Source organism: Methylorubrum sp. POS3, from assembly GCF_043352485.1.
In the GTDB taxonomy this organism is placed as follows: domain Bacteria; phylum Pseudomonadota; class Alphaproteobacteria; order Rhizobiales; family Beijerinckiaceae; genus Methylobacterium; species Methylobacterium suomiense.
The window spans coordinates 224478-242092 of the sequence record NZ_JAPRBT010000001.1; the positions used below are offsets into that span (position 1 = coordinate 224478).

General features: G+C 69.9%; 19 protein-coding genes. 3 read left to right on the forward strand and 16 right to left on the reverse strand.

All coding sequences use genetic code 11. From position 1 onward, the window contains the following. Nucleotides 1-144: 144 nt before the first annotated feature. Entirely contained in the window at nt 145-1677 is a 1533-nt protein-coding gene (locus OWC43_RS01075) for an acyl-CoA carboxylase subunit beta (RefSeq protein WP_137829835.1), read from the reverse strand. A 263-nt stretch (nt 1678-1940) separates the two neighbouring features. On the opposite strand from OWC43_RS01075, the gene OWC43_RS01080 reads away from it, so the two are divergent. Then, nucleotides 1941-3095 (forward strand): 2OG-Fe(II) oxygenase, encoded by a 1155-nt coding sequence (locus OWC43_RS01080; RefSeq protein ID WP_393955384.1) that lies wholly within the window; start codon nt 1941-1943, stop codon nt 3093-3095. Between the two features lie 187 nt (nt 3096-3282). On the opposite strand, the gene OWC43_RS01085 is transcribed toward OWC43_RS01080, so the two are convergent. The 7 genes from OWC43_RS01085 to OWC43_RS01115 all read right to left on the reverse strand — a co-directional run bounded on the left by OWC43_RS01085 (nt 3283) and on the right by OWC43_RS01115 (nt 9040). Further along, nucleotides 3283-4083 carry an ATP12 family chaperone protein gene (locus OWC43_RS01085; protein ID WP_137829836.1) on the reverse strand — a complete coding sequence of 267 codons (801 nt, stop codon included), beginning with the start codon at nt 4081-4083 and terminating at the stop codon, nt 3283-3285. A gap of 38 nt (nt 4084-4121) precedes the next feature. Further along, complete coding sequence (locus OWC43_RS01090) at nt 4122-4823, reverse strand: HAD-IA family hydrolase (RefSeq protein ID WP_137829837.1); 702 nt, start codon at nt 4821-4823, stop codon at nt 4122-4124. A gap of 16 nt (nt 4824-4839) precedes the next feature. Next, nucleotides 4840-5208 (reverse strand): serine/threonine protein kinase, encoded by a 369-nt coding sequence (locus tag OWC43_RS01095; RefSeq protein ID WP_393955385.1) that lies wholly within the window; start codon nt 5206-5208, stop codon nt 4840-4842. 224 nt (nt 5209-5432) lie between these two features. After that, nucleotides 5433-6836, reverse strand: coding sequence for an RluA family pseudouridine synthase (locus tag OWC43_RS01100; protein WP_393955386.1), 1404 nt, complete (start codon nt 6834-6836; stop codon nt 5433-5435). Between the two features lie 80 nt (nt 6837-6916). After that, on the reverse strand, nt 6917-7210 hold the full coding sequence (locus OWC43_RS01105; RefSeq protein ID WP_393955387.1) for a hypothetical protein: 294 nt from the start codon (nt 7208-7210) through the stop codon (nt 6917-6919). Nucleotides 7211-7293: 83 nt separating this feature from the next. Then, a complete protein-coding gene (locus OWC43_RS01110) occupies nt 7294-8538 on the reverse strand; it encodes an Hsp70 family protein (protein ID WP_137829841.1) in 1245 nt (414 codons plus the stop codon). Between the two features lie 274 nt (nt 8539-8812). Next, entirely contained in the window at nt 8813-9040 is a 228-nt protein-coding gene (locus OWC43_RS01115; RefSeq protein ID WP_137829842.1) for a hypothetical protein, read from the reverse strand. Between the two features lie 286 nt (nt 9041-9326). Here OWC43_RS01115 and OWC43_RS01120 point away from each other — a divergent pair, with 286 nt between their 5' ends. Then, nucleotides 9327-9581: a hypothetical protein gene (locus OWC43_RS01120; protein ID WP_393955388.1), complete on the forward strand. Its 255-nt coding sequence runs from the start codon at nt 9327-9329 to the stop codon at nt 9579-9581. 6 nt (nt 9582-9587) lie between these two features. Here the strand turns inward: OWC43_RS01120 and OWC43_RS01125 are convergent, their stop codons facing one another. The 6 genes from OWC43_RS01125 to OWC43_RS01150 form a co-directional block, all read right to left on the reverse strand. After that, on the reverse strand, nt 9588-10211 hold the full coding sequence (locus OWC43_RS01125; RefSeq protein WP_393955389.1) for a DNA-3-methyladenine glycosylase family protein: 624 nt from the start codon (nt 10209-10211) through the stop codon (nt 9588-9590). Nucleotides 10212-10371: 160 nt separating this feature from the next. Further along, a complete protein-coding gene (locus tag OWC43_RS01130; protein ID WP_393955390.1) occupies nt 10372-11868 on the reverse strand; it encodes a carboxypeptidase M32 in 1497 nt (498 codons plus the stop codon). Between the two features lie 273 nt (nt 11869-12141). After that, the gene (locus OWC43_RS01135) at nt 12142-12555 is read right to left on the reverse strand and encodes a hypothetical protein (RefSeq protein WP_393955391.1); all 414 of its coding nucleotides are present in this window, start codon (nt 12553-12555) and stop codon (nt 12142-12144) included. Nucleotides 12556-12665: 110 nt separating this feature from the next. Then, entirely contained in the window at nt 12666-13922 is a 1257-nt protein-coding gene (locus OWC43_RS01140) for an FCSD flavin-binding domain-containing protein (protein ID WP_393955392.1), read from the reverse strand. Next, entirely contained in the window at nt 13919-14218 is a 300-nt protein-coding gene (locus OWC43_RS01145; protein WP_393955393.1) for a c-type cytochrome, read from the reverse strand. The genes OWC43_RS01140 and OWC43_RS01145 overlap by 4 nt, the downstream gene beginning before the upstream one ends. A 434-nt stretch (nt 14219-14652) precedes the next feature. After that, nucleotides 14653-14907 carry a hypothetical protein gene (locus tag OWC43_RS01150; RefSeq protein ID WP_393955394.1) on the reverse strand — a complete coding sequence of 85 codons (255 nt, stop codon included), beginning with the start codon at nt 14905-14907 and terminating at the stop codon, nt 14653-14655. A gap of 96 nt (nt 14908-15003) precedes the next feature. Here OWC43_RS01150 and OWC43_RS01155 point away from each other — a divergent pair, with 96 nt between their 5' ends. Then, nucleotides 15004-15924, forward strand: coding sequence for a LysR family transcriptional regulator (locus OWC43_RS01155; protein ID WP_393955395.1), 921 nt, complete (start codon nt 15004-15006; stop codon nt 15922-15924). A gap of 175 nt (nt 15925-16099) precedes the next feature. Here the strand turns inward: OWC43_RS01155 and OWC43_RS01160 are convergent, their stop codons facing one another. Together OWC43_RS01160 and ureG are read right to left on the reverse strand one after the other, a co-directional pair. After that, nucleotides 16100-16966 carry an urease accessory protein UreD gene (locus tag OWC43_RS01160; protein ID WP_393955396.1) on the reverse strand — a complete coding sequence of 289 codons (867 nt, stop codon included), beginning with the start codon at nt 16964-16966 and terminating at the stop codon, nt 16100-16102. Between the two features lie 5 nt (nt 16967-16971). Continuing rightward, on the reverse strand, nt 16972-17607 hold the full coding sequence (ureG, locus tag OWC43_RS01165; protein ID WP_393955397.1) for an urease accessory protein UreG: 636 nt from the start codon (nt 17605-17607) through the stop codon (nt 16972-16974). Nucleotides 17608-17615: the final 8 nt, after the last annotated feature.

Genomic DNA, 17615 nt, shown 5'->3' on the forward strand with positions numbered 1-17615 from the left:
GCGCACGGCGCCCCCCCTCGACACCCTCATCCCGCGCCGATGACGCGAAGAGACGCCCTCGAAGGCGGGATCCAGAAGTCTTCGTGAAGACCGGAACCCCTTCGAGGGCGCTTCAGGACGATGGAAGCGGATCGAACAGCAGCCTCAGAGCGGGATGTTGTCGTGCTTCTTCCAGGGCTGCTCCATCTCCTTGGTGCGCAGCATCCCGAGGGCGCGGGCGATGCGCTTGCGGGTGGAGTGGGGCATGATGACTTCGTCGATATAGCCGCGCTCGGCCGCGACGAAGGGCGAGAGGAAGCGATCCTCGTATTCCTTCGTCCTCTCGGCGATCTTCTCCGCATCGCCGATCTCGGCGCGGAAGATGATCTCGACCGCGCCCTTGGCACCCATCACCGCGATCTGCGCCGTCGGCCACGCATAGTTGAGGTCGGCGCCGACATGCTTGGACGCCATCACGTCGTAGGCGCCGCCGAAGGCCTTCCGGGTGATGATGGTGACGAGCGGCACGGTCGCCTGGCTGTAGGCGAAGAGCAGCTTGGCGCCGTGCTTGATCAGGCCGCCATATTCCTGCGCGGTGCCCGGCAGGAAGCCCGGCACGTCGACGAAGGTGACGATCGGGATCGAGAAGGCGTTGCAGTAGCGCACGAAGCGGGCGGCCTTCCGCGAGGCGTCCGAGTCGAGCACGCCCGCCAGAACCAGCGGCTGGTTCGCCACGAAGCCGACCGTGCGGCCCTCGATGCGGCCGAAGCCGGTGATGATGTTGCGGGCGTATGCCGCCTGGATCTCGAAGAAATCGCCCTCATCGACGACCCGGCGGATCAGCTCGCCCATGTCGTAGGGCTTGTTCGGGTTGTCCGGGATCAGGGTGTCGAGCGACTTGTCGAGGCGATCGACGTCGTCGAAGCTCTCGATCTCCGGCACCCCCTCGATGTTGTTGGCGGGCAGGAAGTCGAGCAGGCGGCGGATCTGCAGGATCGCCTCGACGTCGTTCTCGAACGAGCCGTCGGCGATGGAGGATTTGGTGGTGTGGACCTTGGCGCCGCCGAGCTCCTCCGCCGTGACGACCTCGTTGGTCACCGTCTTCACGACGTCGGGTCCGGTGACGAACATGTAGCTCGTGTCGCGCACCATGAAGATGAAATCGGTCATGGCCGGCGAGTAGACGTCGCCGCCCGCACACGGCCCCATGATGACGGAGATCTGCGGGATCACGCCCGAGGCGGCGACGTTGCGGCGGAACACTTCACCGTAACCGCCCAGCGCGGCCACGCCCTCCTGAATGCGGGCGCCGCCGGCATCGAAGATGCCGATGATCGGGGCGCGCATCTTGAGCGCCATATCCTGGACCTTGACGATCTTGGCGGCGTGCGCCTCGGACAGCGAGCCACCGAAGACCGTGAAGTCCTTGGAGAAGAGGAACACGGTGCGGCCGTTCACCGTGCCCCAGCCGGTGACGACGCCGTCGCCGGAGATCTTCTGCTTCTCCATGCCGAAATCGGTGGAGCGGTGCTGCACGAACATGTCGAACTCTTCGAACGACCCGTGGTCGAGCAGGAGTTCGATGCGCTCGCGCGCGGTCAGCTTGCCGCGTTTGTGCTGGGCCTCGAGCCGCTTCTCACCGCCACCGAGACGGGCCTGGGCGCGACGCTCTTCGAGCTTCTCGAGAATGTCCTTCATGGTCCTGAGGAGCCTCCCTGCGGCCAAATCGTCTTTTGAATGCAAGATGAGCGGATGAGCTTGACCTTGCCTTGATCGATCGCCCTTAGCACGCGCCCCGGCCGGCGGAAACGGTGCTTTGGGGGGCCTTGCGCACCCGATCCTCACGTCTTGGCGCGTGCGGGCGCGGCATGCCATGAATTCGGTCGTTGCATCCGGAGGCGATGTATTCGGGTGTGTCGCCCGAGAACGGGGTGTCGGGTTTCGCGGAGGATCGTCAGGCCATGTCGATGAGTGCCTCCGCCGAGCCGGCAGCCTCTTACGTCGTCCTGTCGCCTGGCGATCCGGCGCCCTGGTTCGTGCAGGCCAGTCCGAGCAATCCGCGCTACATCTTCGACACGGTGGCGGGGCGCTACGTGGTGCTGGGCTTCTACGGCTCGGCCGGTCATGCACGGGGCGCAGCGGCGCTCGCGGCAATCGAGCGAAATCGAGCCCTGTTCGACGACGAGCGGATCTCGTTCTTCGGTGTCAGCCTCGATCCGGCAGACCACAGCGAGGGGCGCCTCCGCGAGATCCTGCCGGGCATCCGCCATTTCCTGGATTTCGACGGGCAGGTGTCGCGCCTCTACGGCGCCGTCTCCCGCGAGGCGGTGATCGGGTCCCGTCTCGAAATCCGGCCTTTCTGGCTCGTCCTCGATCCGACGCTGCGGGTCATCGCCCGCATTCCGTTCGCACCGGACGGCAGCGACCGCGAGACCCTGTTCGCCGAACTCGCCCGCCTGCCGCCGCCCGACCGCTTCGCCGGGTTCGAGATTCCCCCGCCGATCCTCGTGCTGCCGAACGTGTTCGAACCCGCTTTGTGCCGCGATCTGATCGCGCTCTACGAGCGTCAGGGCGGTCAGGAATCGGGCTTCATGCGCGAGGTCGACGGTAAGACCGCACTGGTTCACGACCCCGCGCACAAGCGCCGCCGCGACGTGACGGTGGAAGATCCGCAACTCGTCGGAGCGATCCAGTCCCGGATCCTGCGGCGCGTCGCCAGCGAGATCAGGAAGATCTTCCATTTCGACGCGACCCGGATGGAGCGTTACATCGTCTCCTGCTACGCGGCGGAGGATGGCGGCCATTTTCGGGCGCATCGCGACAACACCACCCGCGGCACCGCGCACCGGCGCTTCGCCGTGTCGATCAACCTCAACGATGCCTTCGAGGGCGGCGAGGTCAGTTTCCCGGAATACGGCAAGCGCGGCTTCAAGGCCCCGCCCGGGGGTGCGGTGGTCTTTCCCTGCGCGCTGCTCCACGCGGTCTCGCGGGTCACCGCCGGCCGCCGCTACGCCTTCCTCCCCTTCCTCTACGACGAGGCCGCCGCGCGCCTGCGCGAGGCGAATGCCGGTTTCGTGGGCGAGGGAAGCGGATACCGGGCCGATACGACGACGTGAACGGCGCAGCCGCCGGTTGTCGCCAGGACCGAGGCTCGGTCGGTAGGGTCTGAGGCCGCCTACCGACGAGCGATGCCGCTGGTCAGATCATCCGGGCGTTGCGGCCAAGCCGAGCGATCGCCTCTGGTCGGGAGCGATGCGTGACGCCCGGCGCGGCGGCCTCGCGCCAGAATCCCGCGATGGCGCTTCAGCGCAACTCCGCCACGGTCGCCGCCGCGTCGAACTCCGCCTTGCGATGGGCCAGCCGTGCCGCCGCCTCTTCGTCCGGCCCCCAGACGCTGGCCTGATAGGTCTCGTCCACATGTGCGGCCGCCCAGGCCGCGTCGGGGGAAAGGCGCCCGCGAAGAACGGCGAGCCCGATCACCAGCGAGCCGGTGAGCGTCGTCAGCGTGTGGAGCGCCGCGAGACGGAAGGGATCCTCCACCGCTTCGACCGCCGCGCGCAGGGCCGCAACGGATGCCTCCGGCTGCGCGACATGCATCACACCCTCGGCGAGGAACAGGCGCGCGCCCAAAACGTCGCCCGCCCAAGCGACCAGCGGATCCCAGGCCGCCGATTGCTCGGCAACAAGACGCTCCGGAGAATCGGCGCGGTAGGCGATCAGATCGGTGGCGGCGAAGGCCCCGAGATCGGCGGCGACCTCGGGTCGACGATCCGCAACGCCGTCGATCGCCGTGTTGACGAGGCGGGTCAGCGGCATCGTGCGCGGGTCGATCACCTCGCCCTGCGCCGCCCATTCTGCGGCGAGCGCCCGGCCCAGCGCCTCGCTCGGCACCGCGAGCGGGCGTCGGCCCGGCGTGTTGGCCCCGCGCCCGTCGAGGACGAGGCGATGCCCTCCCTCCACCGCGGCGAGGCCGGCTTCCTTGTAGAAGCGCTTCGGCAGGGGTGGGGCGGTGTTGGCGCGGGCCGCCCGCACGGGATCGGGAGGGGACGCGTCGCCGGGTTCACCGAGCCAGTCGCGGGTCACATCGTCGTCGGTCGTGCTCATGGTCCGCAGATAGGGTGTTTCGGCCGTCCGCGCGAGCCTCAGCGCAGACCGAGACGTTCCGTCACCGGGGCGGTCTCCGACTCGTCGAGGGGACCGGAGAAGAGGTCACCGAGCGCCTCCGCCGTATCGACCACCGTGACCGCCCCCGCGCCGAACAGGGCACCCGGCGCGTGGTAACCCCAGGAGACGCCCACGGCCGCCGCGCCCGCGTCCCGCGCCATCAGCATGTCGAAGGTGGTGTCGCCGATCATCACGGTCATGGCGGGCGAAGCCTCCGCCTCGGCCATGGCTTGGCGCAGCATCGTCGGATCGGGCTTGGACGGCGCATCGTCGGCGGTCTGGATCGTGGTGAACCACCCCTCCCAACCGTACAGGTCCACGAGATGATCGACCCCGCGCCGCGACTTGCCGGTGGCGATGCCGAGACGGATGTCGGCGCGCTCCCGCAGGCGGGCGATCAAGGCGCCCATGCCGGGGAAAAGCGGCTCCTCGTAATCGGGATCGACCCGAAGCGCCTGGAAGGCCCGGCGATAGCTCAGCGACAGCGTCTCGATCGGACCGGCCTCGCCGACGAGTCGTCGGAAGGCGTCGGGCAGCGACAGACCGACCACCGACAAGGCTTCCTTGCGCGGCGGCGGCACCATGCCGTGCTCCGAGAAGGCACGCCTCTGCGCCTCGACGATGAGGTGCTGACTATCGATGAGGGTGCCATCGACGTCGAAGACGACGAGCTTCACCACGTTCGCGACCGCCCCATCACGGCCGGCGCGCCGGTCCGGCGGCGGGGCCGGGGCGCCGCTCGTAACCGAGGCGGCACCGGATGAGGAAGCGGCGGCGGGCGCCTCCGAAAAGGTTGCGGCGGTGCGATTCGCGATTGCAGGCGGCGTAGGAGGTGCGCCGCCGCCGCTCAACCGGCCGTGCCGCCGCGGCGGCGGCGGGCGCGGGCGCCGAAGCGGCAGGCGCACGTTCCGTAGATGGGCGCTCGCTGAGATTGCGCTCGCTGCCGGCTCGCTCGGCAGGCGCGCGATCGGCGGGGCTGCGTTCGGGCGGTGCCGCCTGGGCCGGCACCGCCGCACCGCAGAGCAGGGCGGCGAGCGCGATGGACATCAGCGTGGGCAGCCTCATGCGTATCTGACCTCGATGCGGCCGCGACGGCGGCACAGGCGGGCAAGGCAGCATCGTCTTCCCCAAACTCCCGTTTCGACCGATACAATCATCTCGCCGCGCAACCGTCCACGCGGCATCGGCGACGTTTCCCTCCCGGTGTACCGAGCGCGATGCCGCGCGCCGCTTCGACCGATGGCGTGGCGGCGCCGTTCCGTGCCGTCGTCCAAGGCGGGGCGGGTGCCTCAGGCCTCCGGCGCCTCGACGATCGGGTCGTAGCGGGCGGCGTCGAATCCCAGGAGATTCCAGCTCTGAGCCATGTGCGGTGGCAGCGGGGCGCTGACATCGACCGGCTGGCCGGTGCGCGGATGCGGGATCACGATCCGGCGGGCGAGCAGGTGCAGGCGATTCTGGATGCCGCCGGGCAACTCCCAGTTCTCCACCTCGAAATATTTCGGATCACCGACGATGGGGTGGCCGATATGGGCGGCGTGCGCGCGCAGCTGGTGGGTGCGGCCGGTCACGGGCTTCAGCGAGAGCCAAGCCAGCTTCTGCGCCGCCTGGTCGACGGTGGCGTAGTAGGTCAGCGCATGGCTCGCGCCCTCGTCGCCGTGCTTGGCGACCCGCATGCGGGCATCGGCATCGGTCGGCTCGTCCTTGGCGAGGTAGGTCGAGACCCGGCCCTGCCGGGTGCGCGGCACGCCGGCGACCAGCGCCCAGTAGATCTTGCGCGCCGCCCGCGAGCGGAAGCTCTTGGCGAGGGTGGCGGCGGCGAGCCGGGTCTTGGCGACGATGAGACAGCCCGCCGTGTCCTTGTCGAGGCGATGGACGAGGCGCGGGCGCTGCCCGTCCGGTCCGGTCAGGGCTTCGAGCAGGCCATCGACGTGGCGCACGGTGCCCGAGCCGCCCTGCACCGCGAGGCCGAACGGCTTGTTGAGGATCATCATGTCCGCGTCCTCGTAGAGGATCAGCGAACGCAGGAACTCGGCATCGTTGGCAGCCTTGGCGGGGCTGCGCGGGCGATCGGGCTGCGGATCGAGCTTGAGCGGCGGCACCCGCACCGACGAGCCCGGCTCCAGCCGGTCGGCGGCCTTGGCGCGCTTGCCATCGACCCGCAATTCGCCCTTTCGCACGAGGCTCTGGACGCGGGTGAACGGAAGCTGGGGAAAACGCACGCTGAGAAAGCGGTCGATGCGCATCCCGGCCTCGTCGGGAGCGACGGTCAGCGTCTGCACGCCGCTCGCCAGCGTCGCCGAGGCGGCGACGCGCTGCTCGCGCCGGGTCGGGCCGGCTGGCGGCGCTCCGCTCCGGTCGGGGGAGGGCGCCTTGTGGGCCGATGGCCTGGAGGCCGCGGCCGTGGGGGTCGCAGCCTTGGGAGCCGGGCGCCGCGGCGGCGGCGCCTCCGCCTGATCCGGAGCCGATTTGCGGGCTCGGGGCGGACGCGGGGCAGGGGTGACGTCCGCGTCGCCCCAGGGCGCGCGCTCGCCCGCGTCCTCGCCGCGGTTGCGGGCGGCGCGCTTGGCGGCCTCGAGGGCGGAGGTGCGGGGGCCGGTGCCCGGCCGCGATGCGAAAGCAGGCTTGCCGCCGGGCCTGGACCCGCCGGGGGGGCGTTTGCCGCCGGAGCCGCGATGTGGAGGACGTCCCTTCATGGCCCGCTGCTATCATCCTGGGATGACGGCGCAAAGCCGGATGGGCGCGGGCCGCCGTTGCCGTGGACGCGAAGGGGCGGTTACAGGCCCGTCCGGGGCCCGCCGGGAGAGGTTCGGGCGCCTTCCGATCCACTCACGCCGAAGCCGGTTCGGCCGTCACCCGAGACCCGGTCCGGTGCCTGACTGGAAGCCTCGGGGGCGCCGGCCTCACGACCGGAGGTGTCGCCCGCCGTCCCGGCCCCAGCGGTCCGATGGCCACGGGCATCGGCCGCGTCCCTTGCGGCCTGAGCGAAGGCTGCACCGGAGGCGAGGCCCAGCAGAACGGTGAGAAGGGCGGTTCCGCGGCGGCGCGGCGCGAAGGGAAGGGCGTTCATCGAGCTGTCCTCGGATCACCCGACGCGGGCCGAACCTCCGAGGGGAAGCTCCTGAAAGGCCATGGCGGTTCCGACCCGCATCCTCATGCGAGGCGAGCCGCCTCCAGGGTGAGCCCGAGACCGACCGAGCCGAAGGTGTCGCCATCCACCACCCGCGCACCTGGCACGGACGCGGTGAGCGCGGCGCGGACATGCGGCAACCCGGTCGAACCGCCGGTCAGGAACAGGGCATCGATCCGGTCGGCCGTGAGCCCGGCCTGGTCGAGGCAGCGGCCGATCCGCTGCGCCATGCGCCGGGCGAGATCCTCGGTATGGGCGGCCAGGCGCGGACGATCGACGCCGGCCGACAGGTCCGGCTCGACCCAGCCGAGATCGACTTGGCCCTGTCCGGAATCCGAGGTCGCGATCTTGGCCCCCTCCACCGCCATGGCCAACGAATGCCCGCGCTCGGCCTCGACCACCCGGCGCAGGCGCGTGACGAGATCGGGCCGGGCGGCATCGCGCACCACCTCGTCGATCTCCCGCAAGGTCTTGGCGTTGTAGAGCCGGTTGATGCTCGACCACGTCGCGAGGTCGTGGAAATAGGCGTTCGGCACGGCCAGATCGCCCCGCTTCATCGGGCTGCCGAGCCCCAGAAGCGGCATCACCGCGCCGAGGCTCAGGGTCCGATCGAAATCGGTACCGCCGATGCGCACGCCGTCATTGGCGAGGATGTCGTCGGCACGGTCCTCGCGGCGGTGCCGCTCGGGCGAGAGGCGGACGATGGAAAAGTCCGAGGTGCCGCCGCCGATATCGGCGATGAGCGCGATTTCCTCGCCCGTCACCGTGCGCTCGTAATCGAGGGCGGCGGCGATGGGTTCGAACTGGAAGCGGACATGACGGAAGCCGATACTCTCGGCGATCTGTCGCAACGTGTCCTCGGCCTTGCGGTCGGCGGCCGGATCGTCGTCGACGAAGTGGACCGGGCGACCATGCACCACCGCGTCCAGGCTCAGACCGGTCTCGGCCTCGGCCCGCGCCTTCACCGCAGTGAGGTAGCGGGCAATGACGTCGCGGAAACGGATGCGCTCGCGTCCGACCGGCGTCGATTCCTCGACGAGGGCGGAGCCGAGCACGGATTTGAGTGCCCGCATCAGCCGACCGGGCGTGCCCTCGACGTAAGCCTCGATGGCGGCACGACCGATCTCGGCGTCGCGGCCGGGGGCGAAGAAGATGGCGCTCGGGAGGGTGCGATGCGCGCCCTCCAACGGGACCAGGGACGGGACGCCGCCGGAACCGATGCCGAGGGTGGTGTTGGACGTGCCAAAATCGAGGCCACAGGCCGCCATAGGAACGGGATCGCTTCTCGTCTGCCGGGAGGGCGGCCCCGTTAAGGCGCTCTGGCGGCGCGCGCAATCCTAAAGTCGGGCGGGGCTGGGTCGCGAGGGCGGAATTCACCCGAATCGGCCCCCGACGATGCGGCGCGGCGCCCCGTCCCTGTGGTGGGCCGCCCTGCATCGACCGAGAGCCGCACCGAGCCGACGGTATCAGTCCAACGGCTCTCCATGGCTTTACGAGCCGCGATCCGGCAAAGCGGTCCCCGCTTCGCCGGATCGCGCGCCCTTAGCCAGGGACCTTCTTGGCGGACGGGGGCTTCTGGGTTGCAGTCGCGAGTTCGGCCGGGCGGTCGGCCTCCCGCGTCGCCCCGGTCAGGGCCACGACGTGAAGGGCCAGAACCGGCACGAAGACGAGCGCCATCATCAGCGCCACGACCAAACCGGCCGGGCGGCTGCGCTTCGGGCGGGCCGCGCGGGAGCGGGCACGCCGGGTGGTTACGGTGGAGTCAGTCATGGCTCACCTCCGGTCGGACCAGCCGCCAAAGGCCGGTCGCGGGCGAGCCGATCGGAACGATCAGGCGCGGATCACGCGGATGGCCAGAGGCGGCGTGGTCGATCGACTACTGTCGTCGGGCATGGGGTTCGGTCGTTCCTATGGAACCGTAGAGCGGGCGCACGGCGCACTGCACGGATAACGCGCCGATGCCGGAGTCGTTCGCAAAGGTCAAGCATATTCGGGACACGGATCCCCTGCCGATACGGCAAAGCGAACGAGAAGGGGTCTGCCGCATTGTCCTGATATGCCCTCCGCTCGAATCACGTGGACACAGACCCGCTCCGCCGGGGTGCCGCTGCGACGCTTCACCGGCCAAGCCGGTGCCATTGAGGTCGGCATCGTCGAGTTCGACGGCTCGAATCGCCTGTGGACTTGGTGGAGCCCGCTCGCGGAGGAAGCCTGGGGTCACGCACAGGACGCCGAGGGCGCGCAACACGGTTTCGAAGTCTGGCTGCGCGGTTGGCTCGAGAATTTTCGCCCCTTCTTCGACGGGGCCTGACCTGCCTCAGGCCGCCACCCCAGTGGCGGGCGCCGCGTCGCGGCTGCGCCAGAGATAGCGGGCGAGAATCGAGCGGTAGGGTGCGAAGCGTGCGGCGATGGCCATCGTGTCGTCCCGCCCCGTGAGATGGCGCAGAGCCCCCACCGCCGCCACATCGCCGACCGGCCAAATGTCGGGATCGAGGAAGTGGAAGATGCCGACCATGTCGGCGGTCCAGGGTCCGACGCCGCGAATGCCGCACAACACGGCGGAGCGCTCCGCATGCGGCAGAGTTCCGAGATCGGCCCCGAGGCATCCCCGCGCCTCGGCCTCGCGGACGGCGTGGAGGGCCCGCACCTTGTTGGCCGAGACGCCGCAGGTCCGCAGCACAGCCTCGTAACCTGGCACGAAAAGGTCACGGGGCGTCGCCCCCTCGGCCTGCGCGGCGACTTCGATCCGCGACCAGATCGCGAAGGCGGCCTTGGTCGAGAGCTGCTGGTTGACGATCTCGACGAAGAGCCGCTCGGCCACGCTCGCATGGATCGGCGGCGCGATGGCGATCGGGCCGATGCGCGCGATGGCGGCGTGAAGCGGCGCACTCGTCGCTTCGGCGTCGGTCAGGAGTCGGTGATAGACCTCGGGATCGAGCATGAATGCCTCCGGCGGGACAACCGCCGAACCCGCCAAGCGATGCCGGGCACGGCATGGGGAGACGCGGTGCGCTCGATCGGTCGTGATCTCCGTGCCGCCGAGATCCCCGCCCCAACTGGGATAGGAGGATCCGCCTGATTGGGTTGCCCGGTCCCCGACCTCAAGCGTCGCCGAGATAGCGCCGCCGCAGATGCGCCAGAAAGTCCGCCGTGCCGAGCGGTCGGCCGGTGGCGGCGACCAGGAGATCGTCGGTTTCGAGCAGGCTGGCGCGGGCGTGAACGTTCTCACGCAGCCAGCCGAGCAGCGGCGCGAAATCCCCGCGGGCAAGGCCCGGCCGGATGTCCGGCACAGCGGCGCAGGCGGCGGCAAAAAGTTGGGCGGCGGCCAGCGCCCCCAGAGTGTAGGTCGGGAAATAGCCGAAGCTGCCGCCCGGCCAGTGAATGTCCTGCAGGCAGCCGAGCCGGTCGCTCGGCACGGTCAGGCCGAGGAGATCCTTCATCCCGGCATCGAAGGCACCGGGCAGGTCAGCCACCGCAAGGTCGCCGGCGATCATCGCGGTTTCGAGGCGGTAGCGCAGCAGGACATGGGCCGGGTAGGTCACCTCGTCGGCATCGACCCGGATGAAGCCGGGCTCGACCCGCGTGGCGAGCCGGTGCAGGTTGTCCGCCGTCCAGGCCGCCCCCTCGCCGTTGAAAGCCTCGCGCAAGACGGGCGCGAGGTAGGCGCAGAATTCCCGGTCACGGCAGGCCTGCATCTCGATCAGCAGAGACTGGCTCTCGTGCAGGCTCATGCCGCGGGCAAGCCCGACCGGCTGGTGTCGCCACGCCGCCGGGCGGCCCTGTTCGTAGAGAGCGTGGCCGGTCTCGTGCAGCACGCCCATCAAGGCGCCGGTCACGGCCCCCTCGTCGTAGCGGGTGGTGATGCGCACGTCGTCCGTCGCGCCGCCGCAGAACGGGTGCAGGCTGACGTCGAGCCGCCCGCGGCTGAAGTCGAAACCGGCCGCCCGCATCAGCGTAAGGCCCAGCTCCCGCTGGATCGTGACGGGGAAAGGGCCGGGCAGGGGCAGCGGCGGCGCCTCAGTGGCCTGCCGCTCGCGCACCGCCCCGACGAGATCGGGCAGGACCGCGCGCAGCTCCGAGAACAGCGGATCGATGCGGGCCTGACGCATGCCCGGATCGTAGCCGTCGAGCAGGGCGTCGTAGGGAGACAGGCCGAGCACGGCCCCCTTGGCTTCGCCGACGAGCCGCTGAAGACGCAGCACCTCCGCGAGATGGGGGCGCAGCCGCGTGAAGTCGGAATCGGCGCGCGCCTCGCGCCAGACCATCTCACAGCGGGTCGCGGCCTTCGATGCGGCGGCAACGAGATCGCCCGGCACCGCCGACGCATGGACATGGGCGCGGCGCATCTCGCGCAGGTTCGCCCGCTCCCAGGGGCCGAGGCTTGCCGCCTCCGCCTCCGCCGCATCGAGCCGCTCGGACGTGCGCGGATCGGTGAGAATCTCGTGGGCGATGACCTTGAGCACCGCCATCTGCTCGCCGCGGGTGTCGGCGGCGCCGTCGGGCATCTGCGTCTGGGTATCCCAACCGAGGATGCCGCCGGCATCGTCGAGCGCGCCCAGGCGGGCGAAGGTGGCCGAGAGGGTGGTGTAGGCCTGCATCGCGGCTCCCCGGAATGTCCGATCGGTTCGCTGGAGAGGGCGGTGTAGAGGATCGGCCCGGAGGGTGGCCACCGACATTTGCAACGAACCGGCTGCGGCGGTGTCGCCCAGATCGGCGGCCCGCGCACAGTATCGAGCCGCGTTCCTCGACCGGAAGCCGCGGTGAGGCGCGCGGTCAGGAACACAGTCCCCGACGAAAGACGCCCCGCGGCGGCCGAGCCGCGCGGGGCGTATTGCGACGCGGGCACGTTCGTCCGCCCGATATGTTGCAGATCAGTTGTTGCCGCCGCTGGCACCGCCGCCGCTGCCCTGCGGAACGGCCCGCGCCGGCTGGTTGGCGTTGCCGCCGACGGCCGAATCGGACTGGAAGGTGTCGGCACCGGTCGAGCCGAACGGAACGACGACGTTCGCGTCAGCGCCGGTGTTGTTCTGGCCGCTGGTGATGGTGCCGGTCGTCGCCGGGCCGTCGATCACCACCGGCGGGGCCGACGGATAGGCCGTCTGCGCCAGACAGGGCGAAGCGAAAGCCAAGCTTCCGGCGAGGGCGAGGCTGAACTTCTTCATGATTGCTGATCCTGAGACGATGATTTTCTCATCAACGGAGGACAGCCGGCAAATATCCACGCTTTGGCAGCGCATTGTGCCGCAGCGCACCATACCGTGATCAGTCTTGACGGCGGCGGCCAACCGAACCTCGCGAGTCGCGCCCGAATGAAGTGGGCTGGGATTTTTTCCCGCACTTTGCTCCGCCGGGCATTCCCACGACGAGCCGGCTTCCCCCCCTCGCCGAACGCGACCTAACCGAACAGCGCGCGCATCATTCCGTCGTACCAAGCTCGTCCCAACGCGGCCTCCCGCATCCGGACATCCGGTGGCGCGTCCTCCGGGCTCAGGCCGTCCGAACCGGGAACGGTCACAAGCCGGTCCCATTCGGGCTGGTAGACCCCGGAAATGGAGAACCCGTATTCGGGTGCCGCGAGGCTGTAGCAGACATTGATCAGGCGCGGCTCGACCGGCGCACGGCCGGCGAGCAGATCCGTCACCGCCTGGGCGCAGACCTGTGCCTGGGAGTAGGCCGAGAAGGCCGATTTCGGCATGGCCCCGGCGGCTGCGGCATCCCCGATGACGTGGAGGCCGGGGCGGAGCGTCGATTCGAAGGTCATGGGATCGACCGGGCACCAGCCGGAGACGTTCGTCAGGCCGGTGGCGCTACACAGGGCAGGCGCCGTCTGCGGCGGAATCACGTTGAGGACCGCAGGACGGAACAACCCCGCTTCCGCCCGCAAGGTCCGGGCGGTCGGATCGACCGCCTCCAACCGGCCGCCTTTTGCCAGGGGCACCCATTCGAGATGGTCGGGATAGAGCTTGGTCCAGGCGGACTGAAACAGCGGCTGCTTGGAGAAGCTGTCCTTGGCGTCGAGGATGACGACCTTGGAACGCGGCTTCCGGGTCTTCAGGTAATGCGCGATCAGGCTGGCGCGCTCGTAGGGACCCGGCGGGCAGCGATAGGGCAGGGCCGGCACCGTCAGCGCGACGAGCCCGCCATCCTCCATGGCGTCCAATTGCCGGGCCAGAAGGGCGGTCTGCGCGCCCGCCTTCCAGGCATGCGGGATCGTGGCGCTCGCCGCCTCGTCGTAGCCGGGGATTGCATCGAAACGCAGCCCGATCCCCGCCGAGACGACGAGGCGGTCGTAGGCGAGGTGATGCCCCCCCGCCAACGCGACCCGGCGCGCATCCGGTTCGATGGCCACGACGGTGTCGTGGACGACCGAGACACCTGACCTCCTCACGCCCTCGTAATCGAAGGTGATGGCCGAGATCGGCATCAGCCCGGCAATCACGGCGTTGCTCGACGGGCAGGTGACGTAACGCGGGGACGGCTCGACCAGCGTCACGGCGAGCCCGTTCCGGACGAGCGCGCGGGCCGCGGCGACGCCCCCGAAGCCGCCGCCGACGACGACCACGTGCGGCGGCGTGCGGGCAAGCGCCGGAGCGGCCAGGGAGAGGGCGGTCAGGCCGGTCAGCAATCCGCGGCGGGTGGTGATGACGCTCATCGGGGCGCCGCTTCCGGGCGGGCGAGCGACTCCGCGATCGCGCGAGCCTCGACGTCGGAAAAGCCCTTGGCGATGCGCGGCATCACCGTGCCGTCGCGTCTGCCGCTCCGATAGGCCGCCAGGGCTGCCTCGATCTCCTGCGCCGACAGCGCCCCGAGGTCGGGAAACCCTGATGTCGTCGCACCGCCGCGATTCTCATGGCAGGCAAGGCAGGACGCGGCACCGGGCGCCAGCGGTTCGGCCGAAGCACGGTTCGCCACTAGGAGGATCAAACCGGACGTCGCCAGAGCCGTCATGAGAGCCGCCTTGGCTCTGCATGCCAGACGATTCATGATCGGCCGCAGCCGTGCCGACGGCGGTCATGGCGGCAACACTTCGCCTTGCGAGCCAGCAACGCGCAACCCGAGCGTCTCATCGGGCGTCCCTTCGATCCTGAGCGATCTGAGTTTGCTCGCGTGTGTCGGGACCAGAATCAAGAGGCGCCCTGCTGCGACCTTCCCGCCGTCCGCCATCGGCGGCGACGCTCATTAATTGTTAACCTTGTTGCCCCCACTTCGTGTTCAAGCCGGTCGCTACGTTGTCGCTCGATCGGACACGGCCACGATGCCGGGTTTGGGTGACGCCGGATGTACGCGCACCTTCGACCCGGCCTCCGTGGCCGTTCACGTTTCTGGACGCTGCGCGCCCGCGCTTCGCTTCTGAATTGTCGGCCACCGTTGAGGCCGAGGCCTTAGAACGCGGCGGCCTGCTTGACGCGCTCGTCGGCGGCCGGGACCTTCAGCCACTGGACGGCACCGGGGAGAGCGTAGCCGCCCTGGCGGTGCACGGAGCTGGTATCGGTGGCCAGACCCTGGGTCTCGAAGGTCAGGGCGCCGACCGTCTTGGTGCCGTTCACGGTGACCGGCTCCTGGGCCAGGACGGCGGTGGTGGTCAGAACGGTCAGCGCCAGGCCGGCGGCGGCGCGCGAGATGATCTGCTTGGACATCGGTTCAGCCTCTTCGTTTGGCGGCGGGCTTCCCGTCGCTTCGTGAGGAGGAATGTGCTTTGTAGGACCCCATGAATCAAATGGGCTGATTTCATAATGCGCATCGATCACGTGCATCTTGCTCGCCTCGATCTGAACCTGCTCGTCGCCCTCGACGCTCTGCTGACGGAGCGCAGCGTGACGCGGGCCGCCGGACGGATCGGAATCAGTCAATCGGCGATGAGCCATGCCCTCGGTCGCCTGCGCGCGACCTTCGCGGATGAGCTGCTGACCCGCGGGCCGGACGGCATGCGGCCGACGCCGCGGGCCCTGGCGCTGATCGAGCCGATGCAGTCGGTTCTGGCGCAGATCCAGCAGATCACCGCGCCGCCCGCCGCCTTCGATCCGGCGAATGCGGACATCACCTTCACCCTCGGCATTCCGGATTCGACGGAGGTGCTGCTGATGCCGAACCTGATCGCACATCTGCAGGCCAAGGCGCCGGGCGTGAAGCTCCTGCTGCACACCGTCGACCGCAACCGCATCCTCGACGATCTCGACAGCGGGCGTGTCGATCTCGGCATCGGCGTGTTCGAGCAGGGGCAGACGCATCACAAGCGCCGCATCCTGAACAAGGAGAGCTATCTCTGCCTGTTCAACGCCGATCTCGTCGGCCTGACCCCGCCGATCTCCCTCGACGACTACCTGCGCTTCCCGCACCTGCTCACCAGCTTGGTGGAGAGCGCGCACGGGGTCGTGGACGACGCCCTCGCCAAGATCGGCCGCAAGCGCGTCATCGCGCTGACCTCGCCGCGGTTCGCCGTGATGCCCTTCGTGGTCCGGCAGGCGCCGGTCATCGCCACGATGCATTCGCGGCTGGCCCGCTTCTTCGCCGACAGCATGGGGCTTACGGTCAGCCCGGCGCCGGTCGATCTGCCCGACGTGTCGATCTCGATGATCTGGCACGCCTCCAACGACGACGTGCCGAGCCAGCGCTGGCTGCGCGAAACCATCGTGATGCTGCGCCGCACGACTTGATGTTCGAGGTCGGACCTCTCACCTCTCGGTCAGACCGATTCCCCCATCGCGGCGGTCGAGCCGTCCCGGCTCCCGACCGCGAGCGCGCCGGCCGCCGCGTTCGCCCCGTTCGCGCGCGGTCGGCGCGTCCTTCCTCGGGCTCGTTCGAGCACCCACACGAAAACGGCCGCGTCGTTCACTTGCGCCGCCGGGACGGCTCGCAGCCGCTCAGGGCCCGGAAGGCGAGGCGGGCGAGCGCTTCCAGCCCGGCCGAGAGCCGCCCGCCATCGGGGGCGAGGAGACGAAGCCCCAAACCGGCACCGTTCGGGAGCGGGCTCGCCCCGGCGAGACAGCCGAACGCGTCGGCTTCGGCCTGAAGCAGGCGAGGGGCGGGCAGGATCTCGGCGGGCGCGAGCAGGATCATGGTCCCGTAGGCGCGGTGGCGCCCCAGCGGCGAGGTCGCCGCCGTGAAAGCCTCGCCGTCCAGCGCGCTCCGCTCGCGCAACAGCGTGCGCCCGGCCGGGTCGGCAATGCGCAGGCTCATGGAGAGGCGATCGAAAGGCAGATCGCGGCCGGTGGGATCGTGGCAGGCGACCCCCTCCGTGAGGATGGCGCGGGCACCCGGCGCCGCCTCGATCTCCGTCGTCACGTTCAGATGCGCGCCGGGAAACAGGATCAGCGGGTCGGGCGTGTAGGCCAGGAAGGCATCCGTGCCGATCCCCACCCGCGTCTCCTGACGCGTCGGCAGCGGCCCGCCGCGATGGACGACGGTGCCGGCCTGGGTCGTGACGAAGGCCCGCGCGCCCGACCGGGCCTCGATGGCGAGGCCGAGATGGTCGGATCGGTAGAGGCCGCCCGAAGCCGATTGCAGGTAGAGCGTGGCGAGATCGGGCGCCTCGGGATGGAGGCGAAACACGCGCGTGACGTGGAACGGGTAGGGCACATGCTGGCGCGTCAGCACCGTGGCGCCCCCGCCCCGGGCGAAGACGAGGCGCGCCTCGGCGCGGCGTCCGACCGTCTCCATCGAGACCTCTCCCGAGGCGCGGGCAGCGAGGGACGACATGACGGTCAGGGCGCGAACAGCACGGCGCGGCAGATGGCGTCGGCGACTGCCGCCACCCCTTCGCCGGAGCGGGCATTGGTGGCCGCCACCGGCTTGTCGCCGCGCGCGCGTCGCGCCTCGGCGAGCATGCCGGGCAGATCGACGCCGACATGGGGCGCGAGGTCGGTCTTGTTGACCACGAGCAGGTCGCAGCGCAGCACGCCGGGACCGCGCTTGCGGGGGATGTCGTCCCCGCCCGCCACATCGATCACGAAGATCCACCAATCGACGAGATCGAGGGAGAAGGTCGAGGCGAGGTTGTCGCCGCCGGACTCGAAGATCAGCAGTTGGAGGCCCGGGAACTTCGCTTCCAGATCGTCGCCGGCCGCGATGTTGAGCGTCGGGTCTTCGCGGATGACGGTGTGCGGGCAGGCACCCGCCTCGACCGCCTCGACCCGTGCCGGATCGATCAAACCGGAGCGGCGCAGCCGCTCGGCGTCCTCCTTCGTGACGAGATCGTTGGTGACGACCGCGAGATCGACGCCGCGCCCCTGAAGTTCGGGGATCAGCCGCTCGATCAGGGCCGTCTTGCCGGAGCCGACCGGGCCGCCGATGCCGATCCGGGCGGCGGTGGCGGGTAGGGGAGTCGGAAGTTCGGTCACGGGAGCGT